Annotated in this window: 14 protein-coding genes and 1 riboswitch; of the genes, 10 read left to right on the forward strand and 4 right to left on the reverse strand. The window is 55.9% G+C overall.

The features are described from left to right. The first annotated feature begins 56 nt into the window (after positions 1-56). Entirely contained in the window at positions 57-533 is a 477-nt protein-coding gene (locus ACFSW5_RS13760; RefSeq protein ID WP_379274008.1) for a C40 family peptidase, read from the forward strand. Positions 534-779: 246 nt separating this feature from the next. Here the strand turns inward: ACFSW5_RS13760 and ACFSW5_RS13765 are convergent, their stop codons facing one another. Both ACFSW5_RS13765 and ACFSW5_RS13770 read right to left on the reverse strand, forming a co-directional pair. Continuing rightward, complete coding sequence (locus ACFSW5_RS13765) at positions 780-1,175, reverse strand: DUF5367 family protein (RefSeq protein ID WP_379274010.1); 396 nt, start codon at positions 1,173-1,175, stop codon at positions 780-782. Then, on the reverse strand, positions 1,172-1,744 hold the full coding sequence (locus ACFSW5_RS13770; protein ID WP_379274012.1) for a TetR/AcrR family transcriptional regulator: 573 nt from the start codon (positions 1,742-1,744) through the stop codon (positions 1,172-1,174). The genes ACFSW5_RS13765 and ACFSW5_RS13770 overlap by 4 nt, the downstream gene beginning before the upstream one ends. Positions 1,745-1,944: 200 nt before the next feature. On the opposite strand from ACFSW5_RS13770, the gene ACFSW5_RS13775 reads away from it, so the two are divergent. Further along, positions 1,945-2,649, forward strand: coding sequence for an AAA family ATPase (locus ACFSW5_RS13775; RefSeq protein ID WP_379274015.1), 705 nt, complete (start codon positions 1,945-1,947; stop codon positions 2,647-2,649). 70 nt (positions 2,650-2,719) lie between these two features. On the opposite strand, the gene ACFSW5_RS13780 is transcribed toward ACFSW5_RS13775, so the two are convergent. Both ACFSW5_RS13780 and ACFSW5_RS13785 read right to left on the reverse strand, forming a co-directional pair. Continuing rightward, positions 2,720-3,034, reverse strand: coding sequence for a DMT family transporter (locus ACFSW5_RS13780; protein ID WP_379274017.1), 315 nt, complete (start codon positions 3,032-3,034; stop codon positions 2,720-2,722). Between the two features lies 1 nt (position 3,035). Further along, the gene (locus ACFSW5_RS13785; RefSeq protein WP_379274019.1) at positions 3,036-3,389 is read right to left on the reverse strand and encodes a DMT family transporter; all 354 of its coding nucleotides are present in this window, start codon (positions 3,387-3,389) and stop codon (positions 3,036-3,038) included. A 103-nt stretch (positions 3,390-3,492) separates the two neighbouring features. Further along, a riboswitch (guanidine-I (ykkC/yxkD leader) is annotated at positions 3,493-3,590 on the reverse strand. A gap of 282 nt (positions 3,591-3,872) precedes the next feature. Here ACFSW5_RS13785 and ACFSW5_RS13790 point away from each other — a divergent pair. The 8 genes from ACFSW5_RS13790 to ACFSW5_RS13825 all read left to right on the forward strand — a co-directional run bounded on the left by ACFSW5_RS13790 (position 3,873) and on the right by ACFSW5_RS13825 (position 15,745). Beyond that, on the forward strand, positions 3,873-5,126 hold the full coding sequence (locus ACFSW5_RS13790) for an MFS transporter (protein WP_379274022.1): 1,254 nt from the start codon (positions 3,873-3,875) through the stop codon (positions 5,124-5,126). A 211-nt stretch (positions 5,127-5,337) separates the two neighbouring features. After that, the gene (locus ACFSW5_RS13795) at positions 5,338-6,204 is read left to right on the forward strand and encodes a phosphotransferase enzyme family protein (protein ID WP_379274024.1); all 867 of its coding nucleotides are present in this window, start codon (positions 5,338-5,340) and stop codon (positions 6,202-6,204) included. Positions 6,205-6,379: 175 nt separating this feature from the next. Continuing rightward, positions 6,380-8,677 carry an AraC family transcriptional regulator gene (locus ACFSW5_RS13800; protein WP_379274026.1) on the forward strand — a complete coding sequence of 766 codons (2,298 nt, stop codon included), beginning with the start codon at positions 6,380-6,382 and terminating at the stop codon, positions 8,675-8,677. 208 nt (positions 8,678-8,885) lie between these two features. Continuing rightward, positions 8,886-10,403, forward strand: a complete 1,518-nt coding sequence (locus tag ACFSW5_RS13805; RefSeq protein WP_379274028.1) for an extracellular solute-binding protein — start codon at positions 8,886-8,888, stop codon at positions 10,401-10,403. Positions 10,404-11,052: 649 nt separating this feature from the next. After that, positions 11,053-11,970, forward strand: coding sequence for an ABC transporter permease (locus ACFSW5_RS13810; RefSeq protein WP_379274030.1), 918 nt, complete (start codon positions 11,053-11,055; stop codon positions 11,968-11,970). Positions 11,971-12,058: 88 nt separating this feature from the next. Continuing rightward, the gene (locus ACFSW5_RS13815; protein WP_379274034.1) at positions 12,059-12,985 is read left to right on the forward strand and encodes a carbohydrate ABC transporter permease; all 927 of its coding nucleotides are present in this window, start codon (positions 12,059-12,061) and stop codon (positions 12,983-12,985) included. A gap of 12 nt (positions 12,986-12,997) precedes the next feature. Beyond that, positions 12,998-14,701, forward strand: coding sequence for a hypothetical protein (locus ACFSW5_RS13820; RefSeq protein ID WP_379274036.1), 1,704 nt, complete (start codon positions 12,998-13,000; stop codon positions 14,699-14,701). Positions 14,702-14,704: 3 nt separating this feature from the next. Continuing rightward, a complete protein-coding gene (locus ACFSW5_RS13825; RefSeq protein WP_379274038.1) occupies positions 14,705-15,745 on the forward strand; it encodes a glycoside hydrolase family 88 protein in 1,041 nt (346 codons plus the stop codon). Positions 15,746-16,150: the final 405 nt, after the last annotated feature.

A 16,150-nucleotide genomic window follows, 5' to 3' on the forward strand; every position in this document is an offset into this window, starting at 1 on the left:
GTAAGACTAGTTGTTTTGGCCTGCTGCAAATCTATCGACGCAAAGGAGATTCGATGATGAAACCGTCCAAATGGATCAAAACATTAACCGCAATCATGTTATCCCTCGGCATCGTATTCGCGTCCGCAACGGCAACCTTGTCGGCGGATACGGCCTATGCGGCTACATCAAGCCAGAAGAGCAAGATCGTCTCGACCGCGAAAAGCTATCTCGGCACGCCGTACAAATTCGGAGCATCTACAAGCACGACGAGCTATTTCGACTGCTCTTCCTTTACGAAATATGTATTTAAGCAATTGGGCGTCACTTTGCCGCGTACGTCGCTGGCCCAATCCAAAGCCGGCACATACGTATCCAAGTCGAATCTGCAGGTCGGCGATCTTGTGTTCTTTTATTCGCCCGTCCATCATGTCGGCATTTATATCGGCGACGGCAACATGATCCACACTTACGGCTCGCCCGGCGTTACGGTCTCCAGCTTGAACTCGGCCTTCTGGAAAAAGAACTACACAACCGCCCGCCGCGTTCTGTAAGCGAAGCTTCATCGGGCTATAAAGCCAACAAAACGACCTCCGGTTCCAATGGATCAGAGGTCGTTTTTTGTTTATTTTTTCTTCTTGGATTTTGCGGTGGCGTCGTCCTGATCGTTGCCTTTTTGCTGTTTCTTGGCGTTGTTGAATCGCAGCCGAGACATAAGAAATCCTCCCGAATATAATCTGGTACCCTCCTGTAGGATGAAGCCGGCGAACCAAAATTATTCCGGGGCTCGAACGGTTTGTTCATCTTCTCGGGAACAGCCCGGTTATAAGGATCAAGCTGTATGCCCATAATAGCCATGCCGCCAGCGTCGGGATGCTTTCGCCCGGTATCGACGGAAATGCTGCGGGATGAAAGACGACGGAGAAAATATCGAGCAGCATCCCGGGCAACGCGACATAGACGGAATAGCGAAGCCGTTCGGATAACGGAACGCCGAAGAAGTAAAACAACGGTAGGACGCATCCGTAAATTATCGGCACCGCCGCAATAAAGAGAATCGCGGTCATGGCTTGATTGTCGGCATCCAGCAGCCATCCGCCCCAAATGCGAAACACCACGGTCGCAGCCAGCCACAAAAGGAAGCCCCACAGCAGAAAAAACGACCCTCGGGATTTGTTTTTTAACGCCGTTTTCATTGTACCCCTTCTTTCGCAAGGAATTTAAACAGATGACGCAAAGACTCGAATACGGACTCCTTCGGAAAATCCTCGTCCAATAACGCTTGGACCGCCAATCCGTCGATTAGGGCGTTTAACATAATGCCCCAATGGTTCATGGGGATTTCCCCGATCGGCGACGCCTCCCAGCGGGAAGCGAGCATATCGGTCAGATGCTCGTTTTCTTGTTGCATCATCGCGTTCAGCCGCTCGCGGTTGGACGGCTGCTGAAGGCTTGCGGCAAGCGTCGTAAAAAACAAACGGTGATAAACGGAATCGTAGCCGCACCTCTCCTTCGCGGATTGAAGCGCTTCTTCCACGCTTCTTTGTCCTTGCTGCAACGATTGCCACGAATCGTCGCATAAGCTTTGGACGAGCTCCATCATGAGCTGCTCTTTCGTCCGGAAATGGTAAAATACCGTTCCCTGGCTCACGTTCGCTTGATCCGCGACGGCTTTTAACGTCGTTTTTTCCAGCCCGTTCTCGGCAAGGCACCGCTTCGCGGCATCCAGCAGCTCCCGCTTCGTGATGACATTCGGCTTGGCCATCTTCATAACCTCCCGGAAAGTAAGTTAGTTATATGACTAACTATTATGAAAATAGATTATGTCTTTCCCTTATATTTGTCAACAGCAGGGGCGGAAGGACATCGGTGACAGCCAGTCAGCCTATTTCGGCGGAGCTATTGACATGAGCGAACAAATGTTCTAGTATTGGAAATGATTTTACTTTTCATGGGGATGATCCGATGTTTCTGCGCGGTCTTGAGCTGGTCCATCGAAAGGAAGGCAGCCGTTATCCTTTTAGCATTCCGGCAATCGGAAGCTTGCGTTCTCTTGCCTTTACCTCTAATGTTACTTTTTTCGTAGGCGAGAACGGTTCCGGGAAATCGACCGTACTGGAGGCGATCGCTTATCAATGCGGGTTCAATACGGCGGGAGGCGGCCGAAACAATTATTATGAGGTAGACGCGTCCCACTCCGCGCTTGGCGACCATATCCGGCTTTCCTGGCTGCCGAAGATTACGAACGGTTTTTTTCTGCGGGCGGAAACGTTTTACCATTTCGCTTCCCATCTGGACTCCATGCCGGAAAGCTTGCCGTCTTACGGAGGCCGTTCGTTGCACGAGCAGTCGCATGGCGAAGCCTTCCTCTCGCTGTTCAAGCACCGCTTCGGCAAGAAGGCGATTTACTTGCTCGACGAGCCCGAGGCGGCCCTGTCCCCGGCGAGGCAATTGGCGCTGCTGCGGGTCATTAAGGATTTGGAAGGGCAAGCCCGGTTCATCATCGCGACGCATTCCCCGATCTTATTGGGTTACCCCGGCGGGCAAATCTTAAATTTCGACGCACAACCGATACGGGAAATCAAGTACGAGGACACGCTTCATTATATTGTGACCAGACGTTTTCTCGAAAACCGCGACAAGGTGTTGGATGAGCTGTTTGACGAATAAAGGCCGGCCGATCGGATACCCGGCGGTGCATTTTCTAGCCAATATCCGGGATCCGATCGGTGTTCGGCACTTAAGATACGGCCTTCAGTCCGGCGGCGGCGCCTAGTACGAGAACGATGCAGGCAATCCGCTTCCAGTCCTTCGATTCGCCGAAGGCGAGCATGCCGACGATGGCGCCGCCGGAAGCGCCAATGCCCGTCCAGATCGCATAAGCGGTACCCATTGGAAGTGAGTTCATCGCATAGGACAGCAGCAGAAAGCTTAAAGCGAAGCAGGCGATCAGCCCGCCGACTGTTTTCCAGCTGAGCTCGCGGTTCACTTTATTCATCATCGCGACGCCGCCCATCTCGAACAAACCGGCAAATATTAACGCAACCCAAGCCATGTCAAGCCACCCTTTCGGTTTGTCCGTTGTTCTTGTCGTCCTTTGTCACCAGCTTGAGCCCGATGACGCCTAGCAGAAGCGCGCCGACCAATACAAGCTTAGCGGCTTTTACCGGCTCGCCGAACCATAAGATTTCCGCAATGACGGTTCCGGCCGTGCCAAGGCCAACGAATACGGCATAGACGGTTCCGACGGGCAGCGTACGGCTTGCCGATATAATGACATAGAAGCTGAGAATGATTGCGGCGACCGTACCGATCCATTCAAGCCAGCCGTTCGCATGTTTCAAGCCGATTACCCAGAGCACCTCGAATATCGCGCCGATCATGACTTTGCTCCATCCCCAATTCGCCATGATTCCATTCTCCTTTCGTTTTCATTCGTTTAGGTTGTCCTGACGGTTTATCCGCGAAACGGGGTTTCAAAAAAATAAACCCGGAAGATATCGAATGTTCGATATCTCCCGGGCTTTTATCCCTCCGTGTTCAAGCGGCGAACCGCCCGTTTTCCCTCGGACCGGTCCGGCTGCCGCCGCGGAACCCTAGAAAACATACCATGGCTTATGCGATTGGCCCTACTATATCAAACCGGGATGCGGATTGCAACGGTGATTTTGTTCGGGAAGCGGAGGGGGAAAGGAGGGAAGCCGCCGGCTCGTCGGACTGCGGGCAGGGCGGCTTGGCTGAAAAGTTTAGCGCAATTTCAGTCTGGAGAAGGAGGTAATTCATTGAGGTAACCGTATAATTAGGAAGGTCGGTGTAAGTTGATCGCATGAATTTTCATGATCGGCCCTTCCGTTCGGCTTATACGGATAATTTAACATTGGAGGTTGTGAAGCTTGAATACGCAACAAAATAACGCTGCTGCGCCAAGTCTTCTGCAGAATCGATTCCTTCAGACGATATTGCTGTCCAACATATTGCTGCAAATCGGCATCTGGGTACGAAATTTCGCGATCCTTCTTTATGTCGCGGATAGGACGAATAACGACCCTTACGCGATATCGCTGATCAGCGTCGCGGAATTCGCTCCGATATTCGTCTTTTCGTTTATCGGGGGCACGTTCGCCGACCGCTGGAAGCCGAAACGCACGATGATCTGGTGCGACTTGCTGTCGGCCGTATCGGTCTTTGCCGTACTGCTCACCATTCATTTCGGCTCCTGGCAATCCGTCTACTTAGTCGCCTTCATCTCGGCGATTCTGTCGCAGTTCTCGCAGCCATCGAGCCTGCGGCTGTTCAAATATCACGTTCCCGAACAGCAGCTGCAGCAAGCGATGGCGATTTTCCAATCGCTTATCGCCATCTTTATGGTGCTTGGGCCGATGCTCGGCACGTTCGTGTACAACCGGCTGGGCCTGGAAACGTCGATTGGCATCATGGGCGTCGCGTTCCTGTTGTCTGCGGCCGTTCTATTCCGTCTGCCGAAAGACAATCTGGAGCAGTCCGCGCAAGGGAAAGGTCAATTCTGGAGCGAATTCGCGGAAGGATTCCGTTATGTATGGAACAGCCGCGTATTGCGGATGCTTGGTGTCGTGTTCGTCGTAGCCGGACTCGCCGTCGGCGTCGCGCAGGCGCTTAACCTGTTCGTCGTGACGGAACGGCTTGGGCGGGACGAGGAGTTCCTGCAGTATATCCTGATGGTGAACGGCGGGGCGATGCTGATCGGAGGCGGGCTTGTCGCTTCCTTCGCCAAGCGGGTACCGCCGCAGCTGCTGCTGGCGCTCGGCATGTTCTCGGGGGCTATCTGCACGATTATCGTCGGATATTCGACGAGCGTTCCGCTGACGCTGGCCATTCAGTTCGTGAACGGCCTGATGTTCCCATGCATCCATATCGGAATAAGCACGATGATTCTGCAATGGTCGAATACATCGAACGTAGGCCGGGTGAACGGCGTACTTAACCCGTTGTTCTCCGGGATGATGGTGATTTCCATGTCTTTTGCCGGAGCGCTTAAGGCCAGCTTCTCGCTCGTATCGATTTATTTCGGCGCAGGTCTCTTGTTCTTCCTAGGCGCGCTGATCATGATGTCGATCATGAACCAGAAAGCGCCTGAGCAGCTGCGGGCAACGGAGCCGCAGCATTCTTAAGAACTTAGTCGTTACTGGCAATCCGAAACGACGATGCCATCCTTGACTGGGACGCCGCAGTCGTTTCGGCAAAAAAATGAAAATCCATTTAAAGATAATAAGTTTATATTTTACCAAAAGAGATTCCCTTGCCGCCGAGGCTTCAAAGCCTTAAAGTGGCGGTAAGGGAATTTTTTTTGTTTCCGCCAGGCGGAAAGGAAGGGTGCTCGGAATGCTTGAACGGATGCCTGAAGCGGCTGAAATCGCCGCTCATATGAAACGGATATTCGGCCGTTCCGTTGCGGAAGCGGCCGTTCTTGACAAAGGCTGGCTGAACGTCAAGTGGAGGATGGAGACGGAACAAGGTCCGGTATTCGTGAAGTATTACCACCCGGACCGGTACAAGCTGCATGCCCGCCCCGAGCGGAGAAGCGATATCGAGAGGACGCTTCGGCTGCAGCATGAGCTGAACATCGGCGGCGTACCGTGCCCGAACGTTCATGCGGCGAACGGCCGGTTTCTTCAGGAGACGCCCTCGGGGTTATTTTATACGGTACAGGATTGGATAGAGGGTCAACCTGCTCAGGCGGGGTGCTTGAATACGGCGCAAATGCATTCGCTGGGACTGGCAACGGGGCGGATGCACAAGCGGCTTCGCGCCGTTCCTCCGCTTGGCGCTCCCGTCTGGAGGCCGGACAAAGCCCGCTATGTGGAGGAGTGGGAGGGCAATTGGAACAAGGCGCGGCAGGCGGACGACGGGATTGCGGCGGAATGGCTGGAACGTTCCCGGCGCCTGGTCGAAGCGATCGATTTCGGCTTGTTCGATTCGTTCCGGCCCGCGTGGCTCCATTGGGATTTGTGGGTCGATAATCTGTTGCTGAACGATGAGGGTGTGGCGGGCATTTTGGATTTTGACGAAGCGCCCCCCGGCATGCCGGCCAGGGCGATGCTGATGCTGTATCTCGTGGAATCGATCTGGTGGCTTCGCACGGAAATCCGGGCAGAAATGGGACTTAAAGACCTCCTTCGCCGGTTCGTCGAAGAATTGCATTGGATCGAGGACAATCGGGATACGTTAGCCGAGCAGCTTCCAAGGTAGCGCAGGCAAGGAGACGGTTTCCCGGCCGTCGGCGTCAAGCAAGGCAAGGCACCTATTCGCGAGAGCGCAGCCATGTAATAGAATCCGTACTGCAGGAATAAAATTTCATACTGGACAAGTCGGGGAAGGCTATCATATGAAATAGTTACGGAAAGCGGAAAGCGGGGAGAGCACCATGTGGAGCCGGATTAAGCCGAGGAAGATGTATGCCAGCCTGTTTTTATACTCCTGCCTGGCCGTATGCTTGCTGACTTTGGCATTCACGATGTATTTAAGCCAGCTGTTCGTGCGAAGCGCCACGGAGGAAATCGATAAATCCAATCAGGACAAAATGCAGCAAGTCGTGCAGACGTCGGAATTTACGCTGCAGAAATTGCGCCAGTTCGCGCTCCGGGTCTATTCGGAAGAGAATATTGCGCTTTGGCTCAATATGAGCCGGGACGACTACTCCCCGATGCCGTTGTATAAAGCGGCCGCAAGCGTACGCGAATTCGTGAGCAGCGAGCCTTTTATCCATAGCATTTATTTGTTTAATTTCAATCTGAATCAAATCTACTCTTCTGCCGAAGCCAGCCTCTATACGCAGCAAGATTTCCACGACCAATCCATGTTGAGCGCCATCAAAAGCAACGGGACGACGCCGTATTTGCAATTCATCGACCATAAGTCGCAGGGAGGGTCGTATCTTGCGCTGATCGTGCCGGCCGCCGGTCCGAACCGGAACTACAGCGGATACGTCGCCATCCTGTTCAGCAAGCCGCTGCTCAACGAACATATGCTGCAAATCTCCGGCCAGGACCAGAACAAAATGATCGTCGAAGGCCCGAACAAAGAGTTCATTCTCGGCAATGTCGATGCCGAATTGGCTTACGAGTTTGCGCAGGCGGAGAAGCCGGCATCGCCGTCGGCGCGCTGGGAATGGTCCTCGGGCGAGGGCGTGTGGTCGGTCCGGACGGCGACGCTGCCGATCGAAGGCTGGACGGTGTACCATTTGTCGCCGATCTCGGCGTGGCAAGCCAAAATCGACCGCATCCGGACGGACATTATCGCCGCTTCCGTCGTTCTGGTCCTTGCGCTGCTCCTGTTCCTGTTCTGGCAATCGTACCGCCGCTTGAAGCCGATCAGCGACTTGACGGCGCGGCTTCAATCCAAGCTTGCCCCCAAGGAGCCGGTTGCCGGGGATACGTCGCCGGACGGCAACGAAATCGCGTGGCTGCATTCCAGCTTCGACAGGCTGGTCGGCAGGCTCGAGCAGCTGGACCTGTCGCTGAAGAGCAGCAAGGCGCTGATCAAGGACGATCTGCTGCGGCAATGGATTCTCAGCTCGAAGGCTTCCGGCCCGGCAGAGCAGTTTATCAAAGAGCAGACCGCCATTCTTCGGACGGGAGCGTTCCGCATTGCCGTTATCCGTCTTGAGTCGTACGGGCGGTTCAAGGAGTATTACGATTTTGCGTCGCGCAAGCTGCTCCGTTACGCGCTCGGGAATATGATGGCCGAAGTGCTGGCGAACCACGGTTTTGCCGCGGAAACGGTCGACTTCGGCTCCGATCATATTGTCGCGCTCGTCTCCTCTTCCGCTTCGGACGGAGAGACGGCGCGCATCCTTGAAGCGATGGAGGACGTGCGCGTTCAAATCCGGCGATGGCTGAAGCTGGAGCTGCAGGCGGCGGTCAGTCCCCCGCTTGACGAAGGGGCTAATCTCCAGACGGTCTACGACCGTATTTACGAGCTGACGCTGCTCGCCTTCCTGTCCGACGAGGACCGGGTATTCACCATGGACGACTTGGAGCGTTATCGGCCGGGCGAAGGAAGCGATCCGGACGAACAGTTGCTGAAGCAAGCCATCCATGCCGTCCGCCTGCGCAACGCGGACGCGCTCCGGGCGGATCTCGACAGCCTCACGCGGCATATGCAGGGGCTTAGCTACGAGGAGTGCAAGCTGCAGCTGACCCATATCATTTATTCGATGATGAAAAGCTTCAAGAACGGCAGGACGTTCCAAGGGATGAAGAGTATTCATGCTTTTCTCGACCGGTTTTCCACCATTGGCGAAGTGAAGGCGTGGCTGCTGGAGGAGCTGCTGCAGATGATGGACCAGCAGCGTCCGCGCACCGGCGCCGCCCGGAAGGAAGAGCTCGTCGCCGAAATGATGGAATACGTACGCAACCATCTGCACAATCCGATGCTTTCCGTCGACGATATCGCCGCGCATGTCAACATATCCGTCAACTATGCCCGGCAAATTTTCAAAGACCATTACCAGCTTTCGCTCTCCGATTATATAACGGACCAAAGGATCAAATACGCGATCCATCTGCTTACGACGACCGATTGGACCGTAGCGGATATTACCGAGCAGTCCGGATTTCAAACGAAAAGCACGTTCTTCTCGCTGTTCAAGCGGGCAACCGGGATGACGCCGGGTCAATACCGGATGGAGCAAGCGAAGACGGGTGCGAATACGCAAGCTTAAGCCGTAACGAACGGACCGGACGCATCCGCAAAATCGATACTGCCGCCATCGTCAACATCCGTACCGTTTGATAAATCCCGTACTGTACCAAAGGCCGGGCAGCCGGGTATGATCGAACACACGAGCCGGTCAGGCGCGCTGCAGCTGGTTTTTGCCGGATGCTGGCGCAGCCGTTGTCCGGCGGATCATAATCGGGAGGGGTTAGCCCATGAGATTCGGTAAAAAAAGATTTTGGCTAATGGTCGCATCCTTTATTCTAGCGGCGGCTTTGACCGCCTGCAGCACAGGCGGGACGACGCCGCCTTCCGAAAGCGGCGAACCGCCGGCTTCCGGGAACGAAGATTTGAAACCGGTTACGCTTAAAATCATGTTTCCCGGAGATCCGCCGGCGAACTGGGACGAAGTGAAGTCGGAGATGGAGAGCCGGCTGGCCGATACGCTTAACGTCAAGCTGAACGTCGTCTTTATTCCGTGGTCCGATGTCCGCCAGAAGCGTCAGGTCGCGCTATCCTCCGCCGAGGATTACGATTTGATCTGGGACAACAGCCCGGTGCAAAATATCGCCGCCGGACTATACGAGCCGTTGGACGAACTGATCGAGAAGTACGGTCCCGACATTAAGGCGGTTCGTTCGGAGGAGCTGATGGAGTCGAACAAGGTGAACGGCAAGCTTTATGCGGTTCCTCTGGAAGTGAACTTCATCCGTCCGTGGACGTTTGTCGTCCGCAAGGATATACGGGAGAAGCTTGGCGTTAAGCCGATCGCCAGCTATGAAGAGCTGATCGACTTTATGTATTTGGTGAAAGAGAAGGAGCCGGGCCTCACGCCGTATATTCCGAACGGCACCGAGCATATCGGCTTGAAGCTGGCGGGGATGCTCGATCCGGCGGCCAACCTGGCGGCCGTGCTCAACTATCCCGGCTTGTACACGAAAGGGAACGACGGTAAGGTTTACAATATTTTCGACGATATGGACCCGCTCATCATGAGCACGCTCGAGCAGAACCATAAGCTGTATCAGGACGGCATCTTGGCCAAAGACGCCCTGACGCTGCGCAACTCGGAGTTCGCCAAGGGCAAGGCGGCGGTGTCGACGTTCAACGATTTCGGCGTCAATCTCAGCACCCGCACTTCGCTGGAGAAGTCGGTTCCGGGAGCGGCCGCCGAGGCGTTTACGCTGTACAGCCCGGATATGAAGCTGAGCTCGACGTACAAGGCGGGCAATTTCATCGCGGTTCCGGTCGTCAGCAAAAACAAGGAGCGCGCCGTTCAGTTTCTGAACTGGCTGAACCAGAAGGACAATTACGATCTGCTTGCGTACGGGATCCAGGGCAAGAACTGGGAGGACGCGGGCGAAGGGCTGTATAAGCCGATTCCGGAAAACCCTTACGCTGGCATACCGTTCGCCTGGGGCTGGAATCCGAAGCTGGACCGCATCGACGCCAGCCTGCCCGAAGACGTTATCGCGTTGAACAAGTGGCAGCGGGATCCGAGCTATTTCACGCCGGACATTCTGGCGGGCTTCACCTTCGATCCGAGCCCGGTAGCCAACGAGGTTGCGCAGCTCAGCAACGCGGGAACGGAGTTTTACGATCCGCTTGTGATGGGCGTGACGGAGCCGAACGAAGGGCTCGCGGCGTTCAAAAAGGCGGCGTACGACAACGTGAAAAAGGTGCAAGCGGAAGTTCAGAAGCAATTGGACGCTTATCTGGCAAGCAAAAAGTAGTCGTTATGCCGCGGCGCGAGCGGTAATCTGGCGCGGGATTCGGGGAGCAGTGCAGCGATCTACGACGGGCGATCAGCCCGAATATAGGCCGGCAAGCCTTGATACAAGGCTTGCCGGTTTTTTTCTATTCGAGCCTCCGAGGGGATACTGCGGGGCGAGTGCTCTAACGAACATAGAGATGCTTATGCAGGTCCGAATGAACTTTCTCGCCATGCAACGAACTGGAGAAGCGTTATTTAGAGAAAAAGCGCCACGGGGGAGCGTAAAACCGGCAAATAACGACGCCTGAGTTCGTTACGGCTGCGAAAACGCCGTTATTCGGCGAAATAAGACCCGCTGAGTTCGTTGGCTGGCGGCCTGTCTCGCGGCGGGCACCCGCCGGAGTAGCGCCGGCACAACAGGGTTTGGCGGGCGACCCGCCGGCATAGCGCCCGCAGGGAGCGGCGAGCTGTCCGTCAGTACAGCCGCGCCTGCGGCAAGCAAAAATATCGGATTTTCCTTCGGTAAAATCCGTACTCCCGCCGTTGGTACAATTCATACCGCCCCAGCGTATCGCCGTTCATACCGATTGATAAGAACAGGACTGTACGTCCGAGGGGGCTTGCGCGTAACATTCAGGTACATCCTGAACGAAAGGTGGGAACCGATCATGGGAATATGGCGCGAGCTTCGCAAAAACAAATGGCTTTACGCAATGGCGCTTCCGGTCGTCGTATTCGTCTTTATTTTTTCCTATGTGCCGATGTCAGCCCATCTGTTGGCCTTTAAGCAGTTCATCCCCGCCAAAGGGCTGTGGGGCAGCGAGTGGACGGGACTCGACAATCTGAAGTTTTTTTTCACCGGACCCGATTGGCTGGGCGTGACCGTTAACACGATCTATTTGAACCTGCTGTTCATCGCGGCCGGCACGATCTGCTCCTTATGCATTGCGCTGCTGCTGAACGAAATTCGTCAAGCGTATTTCAAAAAGGTGACGCAATCGCTCGTCATTTTGCCGCATTTTATTTCCATCGTGGTCGTGAATCTGATGGTCATCAACTTCTTCAACGGCCAGGACGGCATGATCAACCGGATGCTGGGGCAATTCGGCTTCGAGCCGGTTTACTGGTTTCAGACGCCGGCCGTATGGCCTTGGCTGCTGACGCTTATATTCGTCTGGAAAGGCGCCGGATGGGGCTCGATCATCTACTTGGCTACCTTGACCGGCTTTTCCGAGGAATATTATGAAAGCGCTCGAATCGACGGCGCCAAGCGGTGGCAGCAAATCTGGTACATTACGCTCCCGCTGCTGCGCCCGACGATTATCGTGCTGACGCTGCTCGAGCTGGGACGCATCTTCTACGGCGATTTCGGGCTGATTTACGGCATTATCGGAGACAACTCGCTGTTGTTCGATTCGACGGACGTCATCGATACGTATACGTACCGTTCCCTCCGGTCGACGAATATGAACAGCTACAGCAATGCCGCCGCGGTCGCGCTGTTTCAATCCGTCATGGGCTTGATCACGATCCTGTTCTTCAACTGGGTCGTCCGTCGGGTCGACAACGACTCGAAGCTGTTCTAAGAGGGGAAAGCCTATGCTTCCGAAGCGAGTTTTAACCGCCGCCTGTTCGAAGAAGCTGTACCCGTAAAACTTTTAGGAGGGACGTCATATGACAACCAAGCCGTTAAAGCGATCGAAGCCCCTGTCCGGGGGGCTGGCGCTGCCGGTCCAGCCTCGGGACACGTCCCAGCTTGCCGTTTCGCTCGTCGCGTATCTGTTTATCGGGGCTTTCGCCTTGTTTTGCCTTATACCGTTCTGGCTCGTCTACATCGGTTCGTTCACGGCGGAAAGCCAGATCGTTCAAGGGTTCCGCATGTTCCCGACGGAATTTACCCTCGATGCCTACCGGTTTCTGTTCCAGGGCAGCCAAGTATACCGAAGCGGCTTCGTCTCGGTGTTCATCACGGTCGTCGGAACCGCCGGAGCCGTGCTTATTACTTCCATGTTCGGCTACGTGGCCGCGCATCCGAAGGTCAAATACCGTTATGTGCTTTCGTTCTACATTTATTTCACGATGCTGTTCCCGCCCGGTCTGGTCGGTTATTATCTGCTGATTTCCAACTGGCTGGGCTTGCGGGATACGCTGTTCGCGCTGCTGCTGCCGCTTTTGTTTTCCGCCTTTAACGCGTTTCTCATGACTTCGTATTTCCGTACGCAGCCCTTTGAACTGAACGAAGCGGCGACGGTGGACGGCGCGCACGAGCTGTACATCTTTTTCCGGATTATATGGCCGATATCCATGCCGGTAATTGCGACGATCGCGTTGTTCTATGCGCTTGCATATTGGAACGATTGGTTCAACGCGCTGATGTTCATCGACAATCCGCATAACCATCCGCTGCAGATGATGCTTCGCCGGATCGTATCCAATTCGCAGAATCTGGACTATTTGAACACGAACGTCAATATTCCCGTCTCCGCGACAGGCGTGCAGCTTGCGGCGGTCGTCATCACGATCGGGCCGATCATCTTTTTGTATCCGTTCTTGCAGCGGTACTTCATTAAGGGGATGACGGTCGGAGCGGTTAAAGGTTAGGAGGGAACGATCATGTCCACTGCAGGCGTCAACGATCATTTGGAGGCAAGCCTGAAGGAGCGGGAGGCCTCGTACGATGCGGCCGTCAAGCTGCTCTATATTCCGATGACCAAAACGTACCATACCGCTTTGACCCCGGAATCCCATCCTTACGCCCATTGCATCTACTCCTCCGCCGCCTATGCGCTGGATTTGCTGGAAAGCGGGCGGCAGGACCGCGCGGAGCGGGCGATCGGCATCGTCCGGACCTTGCTGCCGCTGCAGGATGCCAAGGAGGACAGCCCGACCTTCGGCGTTTGGCCGTATTTCTGGGAGGAGCCGCTTGCGCGGATGAAGGAGCCGGACTGGAACTATGCCGATTTTGTCGGGAAGAAGCTGGTTCTCATGCTGAAACGCCACGGGGAGCGGATGGACGGGGAGCTGAAGCGGGAGCTGGCCGCGGCGATCGAGCGCGCTTGCCGGGCGATCGTGAAACGGGATGTCGGCCCCAGCTATACGAATATTGCGGTCATGGGCGCTTTCGTTACGCTTGCGGGCGGCGAGACGATCGGACGGGAGACGTATGTGGAGTACGGCCGGAACCGGCTGCAGCGGCTTTACGATTTCACCTTGCGGCTCGGCACCTTCGTCGAATTCAACAGCCCGACCTATACGCCGATTGCGATCGAGGAGCTCGACCATATTTGCCGGGAGTCATCGGATCCCGAGGCCAACCGGCTGGCCGGAGAACTGCTGTTCCGGGCGTGGCGGATGGCCGCCGAGCATTATCATCCGCGCACGGGGGAATGGGCCGGGCCGCACAGCCGCGCTTATGCCCCGATGCTGAACAAGGACGGCGCCGCAGCCCGATGGTTCGCCGGCATTCGCGAGGAGCGTATCGATGCGCGGTCGCCGCGCTGCCCGGATACGCTGCTGCCTTACTTCCGTTCGGAGGAGGAGCGGTATTTCCGCTGCCCGATTTTCGACGAGGACGAAACGGGCTATCAGAGCTATGCCACGACTTATATGAACGAATCGTTCTGCCTCGGCTCGTTCTCCAAGGAGATGATGTGGCATCAGCGGCGCAATCTGATCGCGTACGCCGACAACGGCGGCCAACCGGCTTATGTCCAGCTGCGTTTCCTGAAGGACGGCAAAGATTTCTCGTCCGCCGTGTTCACGGGAGCGCAGCAGCGCGGCGACATCGTATTCGGGCTGAACATGGCGCTTGACTACGGCGATTGGCATCCGGTGCTGGATCCGGTTAACGGCATATTTCACGCGGCCGACCTGCGCATTCGGTTCGAAATCGGCGGCTATACGGACGGAATCGAGATCCGTACCGAGGATGAGCTAGGGTACGACGCTGCGGCTATCATCGGGGAGCAGACGGTGCGGGTTAAACAGCTTGCCGCTTGCTCGGATCTCGGCATGCCGCGTATGGCGATTTCGCGCTCCGGCCAGAAAGGGACGCTTGGCATCGACTATGTGATCTACGAGGGGCCAAGCCGGGCGTTTAATCTGCATGAGTGGAGCTGCGCGGCGTGGGCGTTTTGGTTTGCGATGTCGGACTCGGCCGAACGGCCGCAAGCCGGAAGCTTGTACAGGGACGGAATGTTGTCCGCATGGCTTGATAGAAGCGGAAAACGGACGGAGATCGCGATTCCGGCGAGACCGGACCGAATTTCGAGACTGTACCGGGATAACCGGGTCTCGTTTGCTGATGAGGAGGCTTAGACGATGACGCATATAGGCAAGCAAGCTTGCGGGGAGGCGGCCGGCCGGGTCGCGGCCCGCATTATGAGGGGGCAGCCCGGCGATTGGGGGATGGATATCGAAAGCTGGGACTGGAATCCGGGCGTGGGCATTATTGCGCTGATGGACTATTACGAACGTTCGGAACGGCAAGACGTGCTTGATTTTACGATTCGCTGGGAGGCGCGCAACCGCTCGCAAGCCGATTCGCGCAAAGTGATTAACGGCATGGCCCCGTATGCGGTCTATCCCATGCTATACGAGCTGACGGGAGATGCGTACTATCGGGAGCATGCTCTCCGCATCGGCGAATGGATGCTGACGGAAGCACCAAGGACGAGGAACGGGGCGTTCGAGCATACGGTAACGGAGTCGGAGCAGTTCGCGGAGCAGGCATGGGCCGATACGGTGTTTATGGCGGTGCTGTTTCTCGCCCGGCTGGCGAGAGTCAGCGGGGAGCGGAAGTACGCGGCGGAGGCGCTGCATCAATTGCAGCTTCATTTCCGGCTTTTGCAGGACGCCGGCACCGGCGTGCTGTTCCATGGCTGGGATTGTACGCGGAACGATCCGATGTCCGGGGCCCGCTGGGGAAGGGCCAATGCGTGGGTCGCGCTGGCGACGCCGATGATTGTGCAGGAGCTGGAAGGCATAATGGCCGTTCCGGAGGCGATAGCAGAGCGGCAAATCCGCTTGCTGCACGGGCTTAATGCCTATCAGGCGGAAAACGGCTTATGGCCGGTTGTCGTGGACCGGCCGGACTATCGCCATGAACTGTCCGGCAGCGCCGGAATCGCCGCCGGTTTTCGGAAGACCGCAAAGCTCGGGTGGGTCGGCGACAGCTATCGGGCGGCCGCCGATTTGACGCTGGCCCGGGTGCTGGAAGCTGTAGAGGAAGACGGCAGCGTAGGCGGCGTTTCCGGCGGAACGCCGGTGCTTCCGAGCGAAGAGGACTATAACGCGTTCGAAGTCCGGCCGACGCTGTACGGCCAAGGGCTCGCGTTAATGCTGTTTAACGAATACTTATGACCCCTTAAGCGCGGGCCGCCGGGAACAGGCGCCGCCCGCACGGTTCCTTCCGGTACCGGAAGGAAAGGAACCGCCTTTCCCCCTATTCCCGCTGCCTTCGTGCGGCATGGCCGGTCAGGCGCCCGGTCGTACAACCGGTCATGCCGCTCACCGAATGAATGGGTAAGTTCGTCATTAATGGTTTAGTATGTCAAAACATTCAAGTCCGCAAAGCCTTCCTTGCGAAAAAGGGAAGGAGAAATGCGACATTTTATTATTTGAACAGCACAAGAATGGGAATGTTTTCATTAATGAAAGCGTATACATCTTGTACATCGACGATAAAGCATTCCGTTTGATTCGTGAGGAAGGGGGAATTGTTATGTAGAAAGAAGCAGGAAGCCCATGAATTCGGTCTTGTATTGT

Origin of the sequence: Paenibacillus thailandensis (assembly GCF_042685365.1) — a bacterium.
In the GTDB taxonomy this organism is placed as follows: Bacteria; Bacillota; Bacilli; order Paenibacillales; family Paenibacillaceae; genus Paenibacillus_AP; species Paenibacillus_AP thailandensis.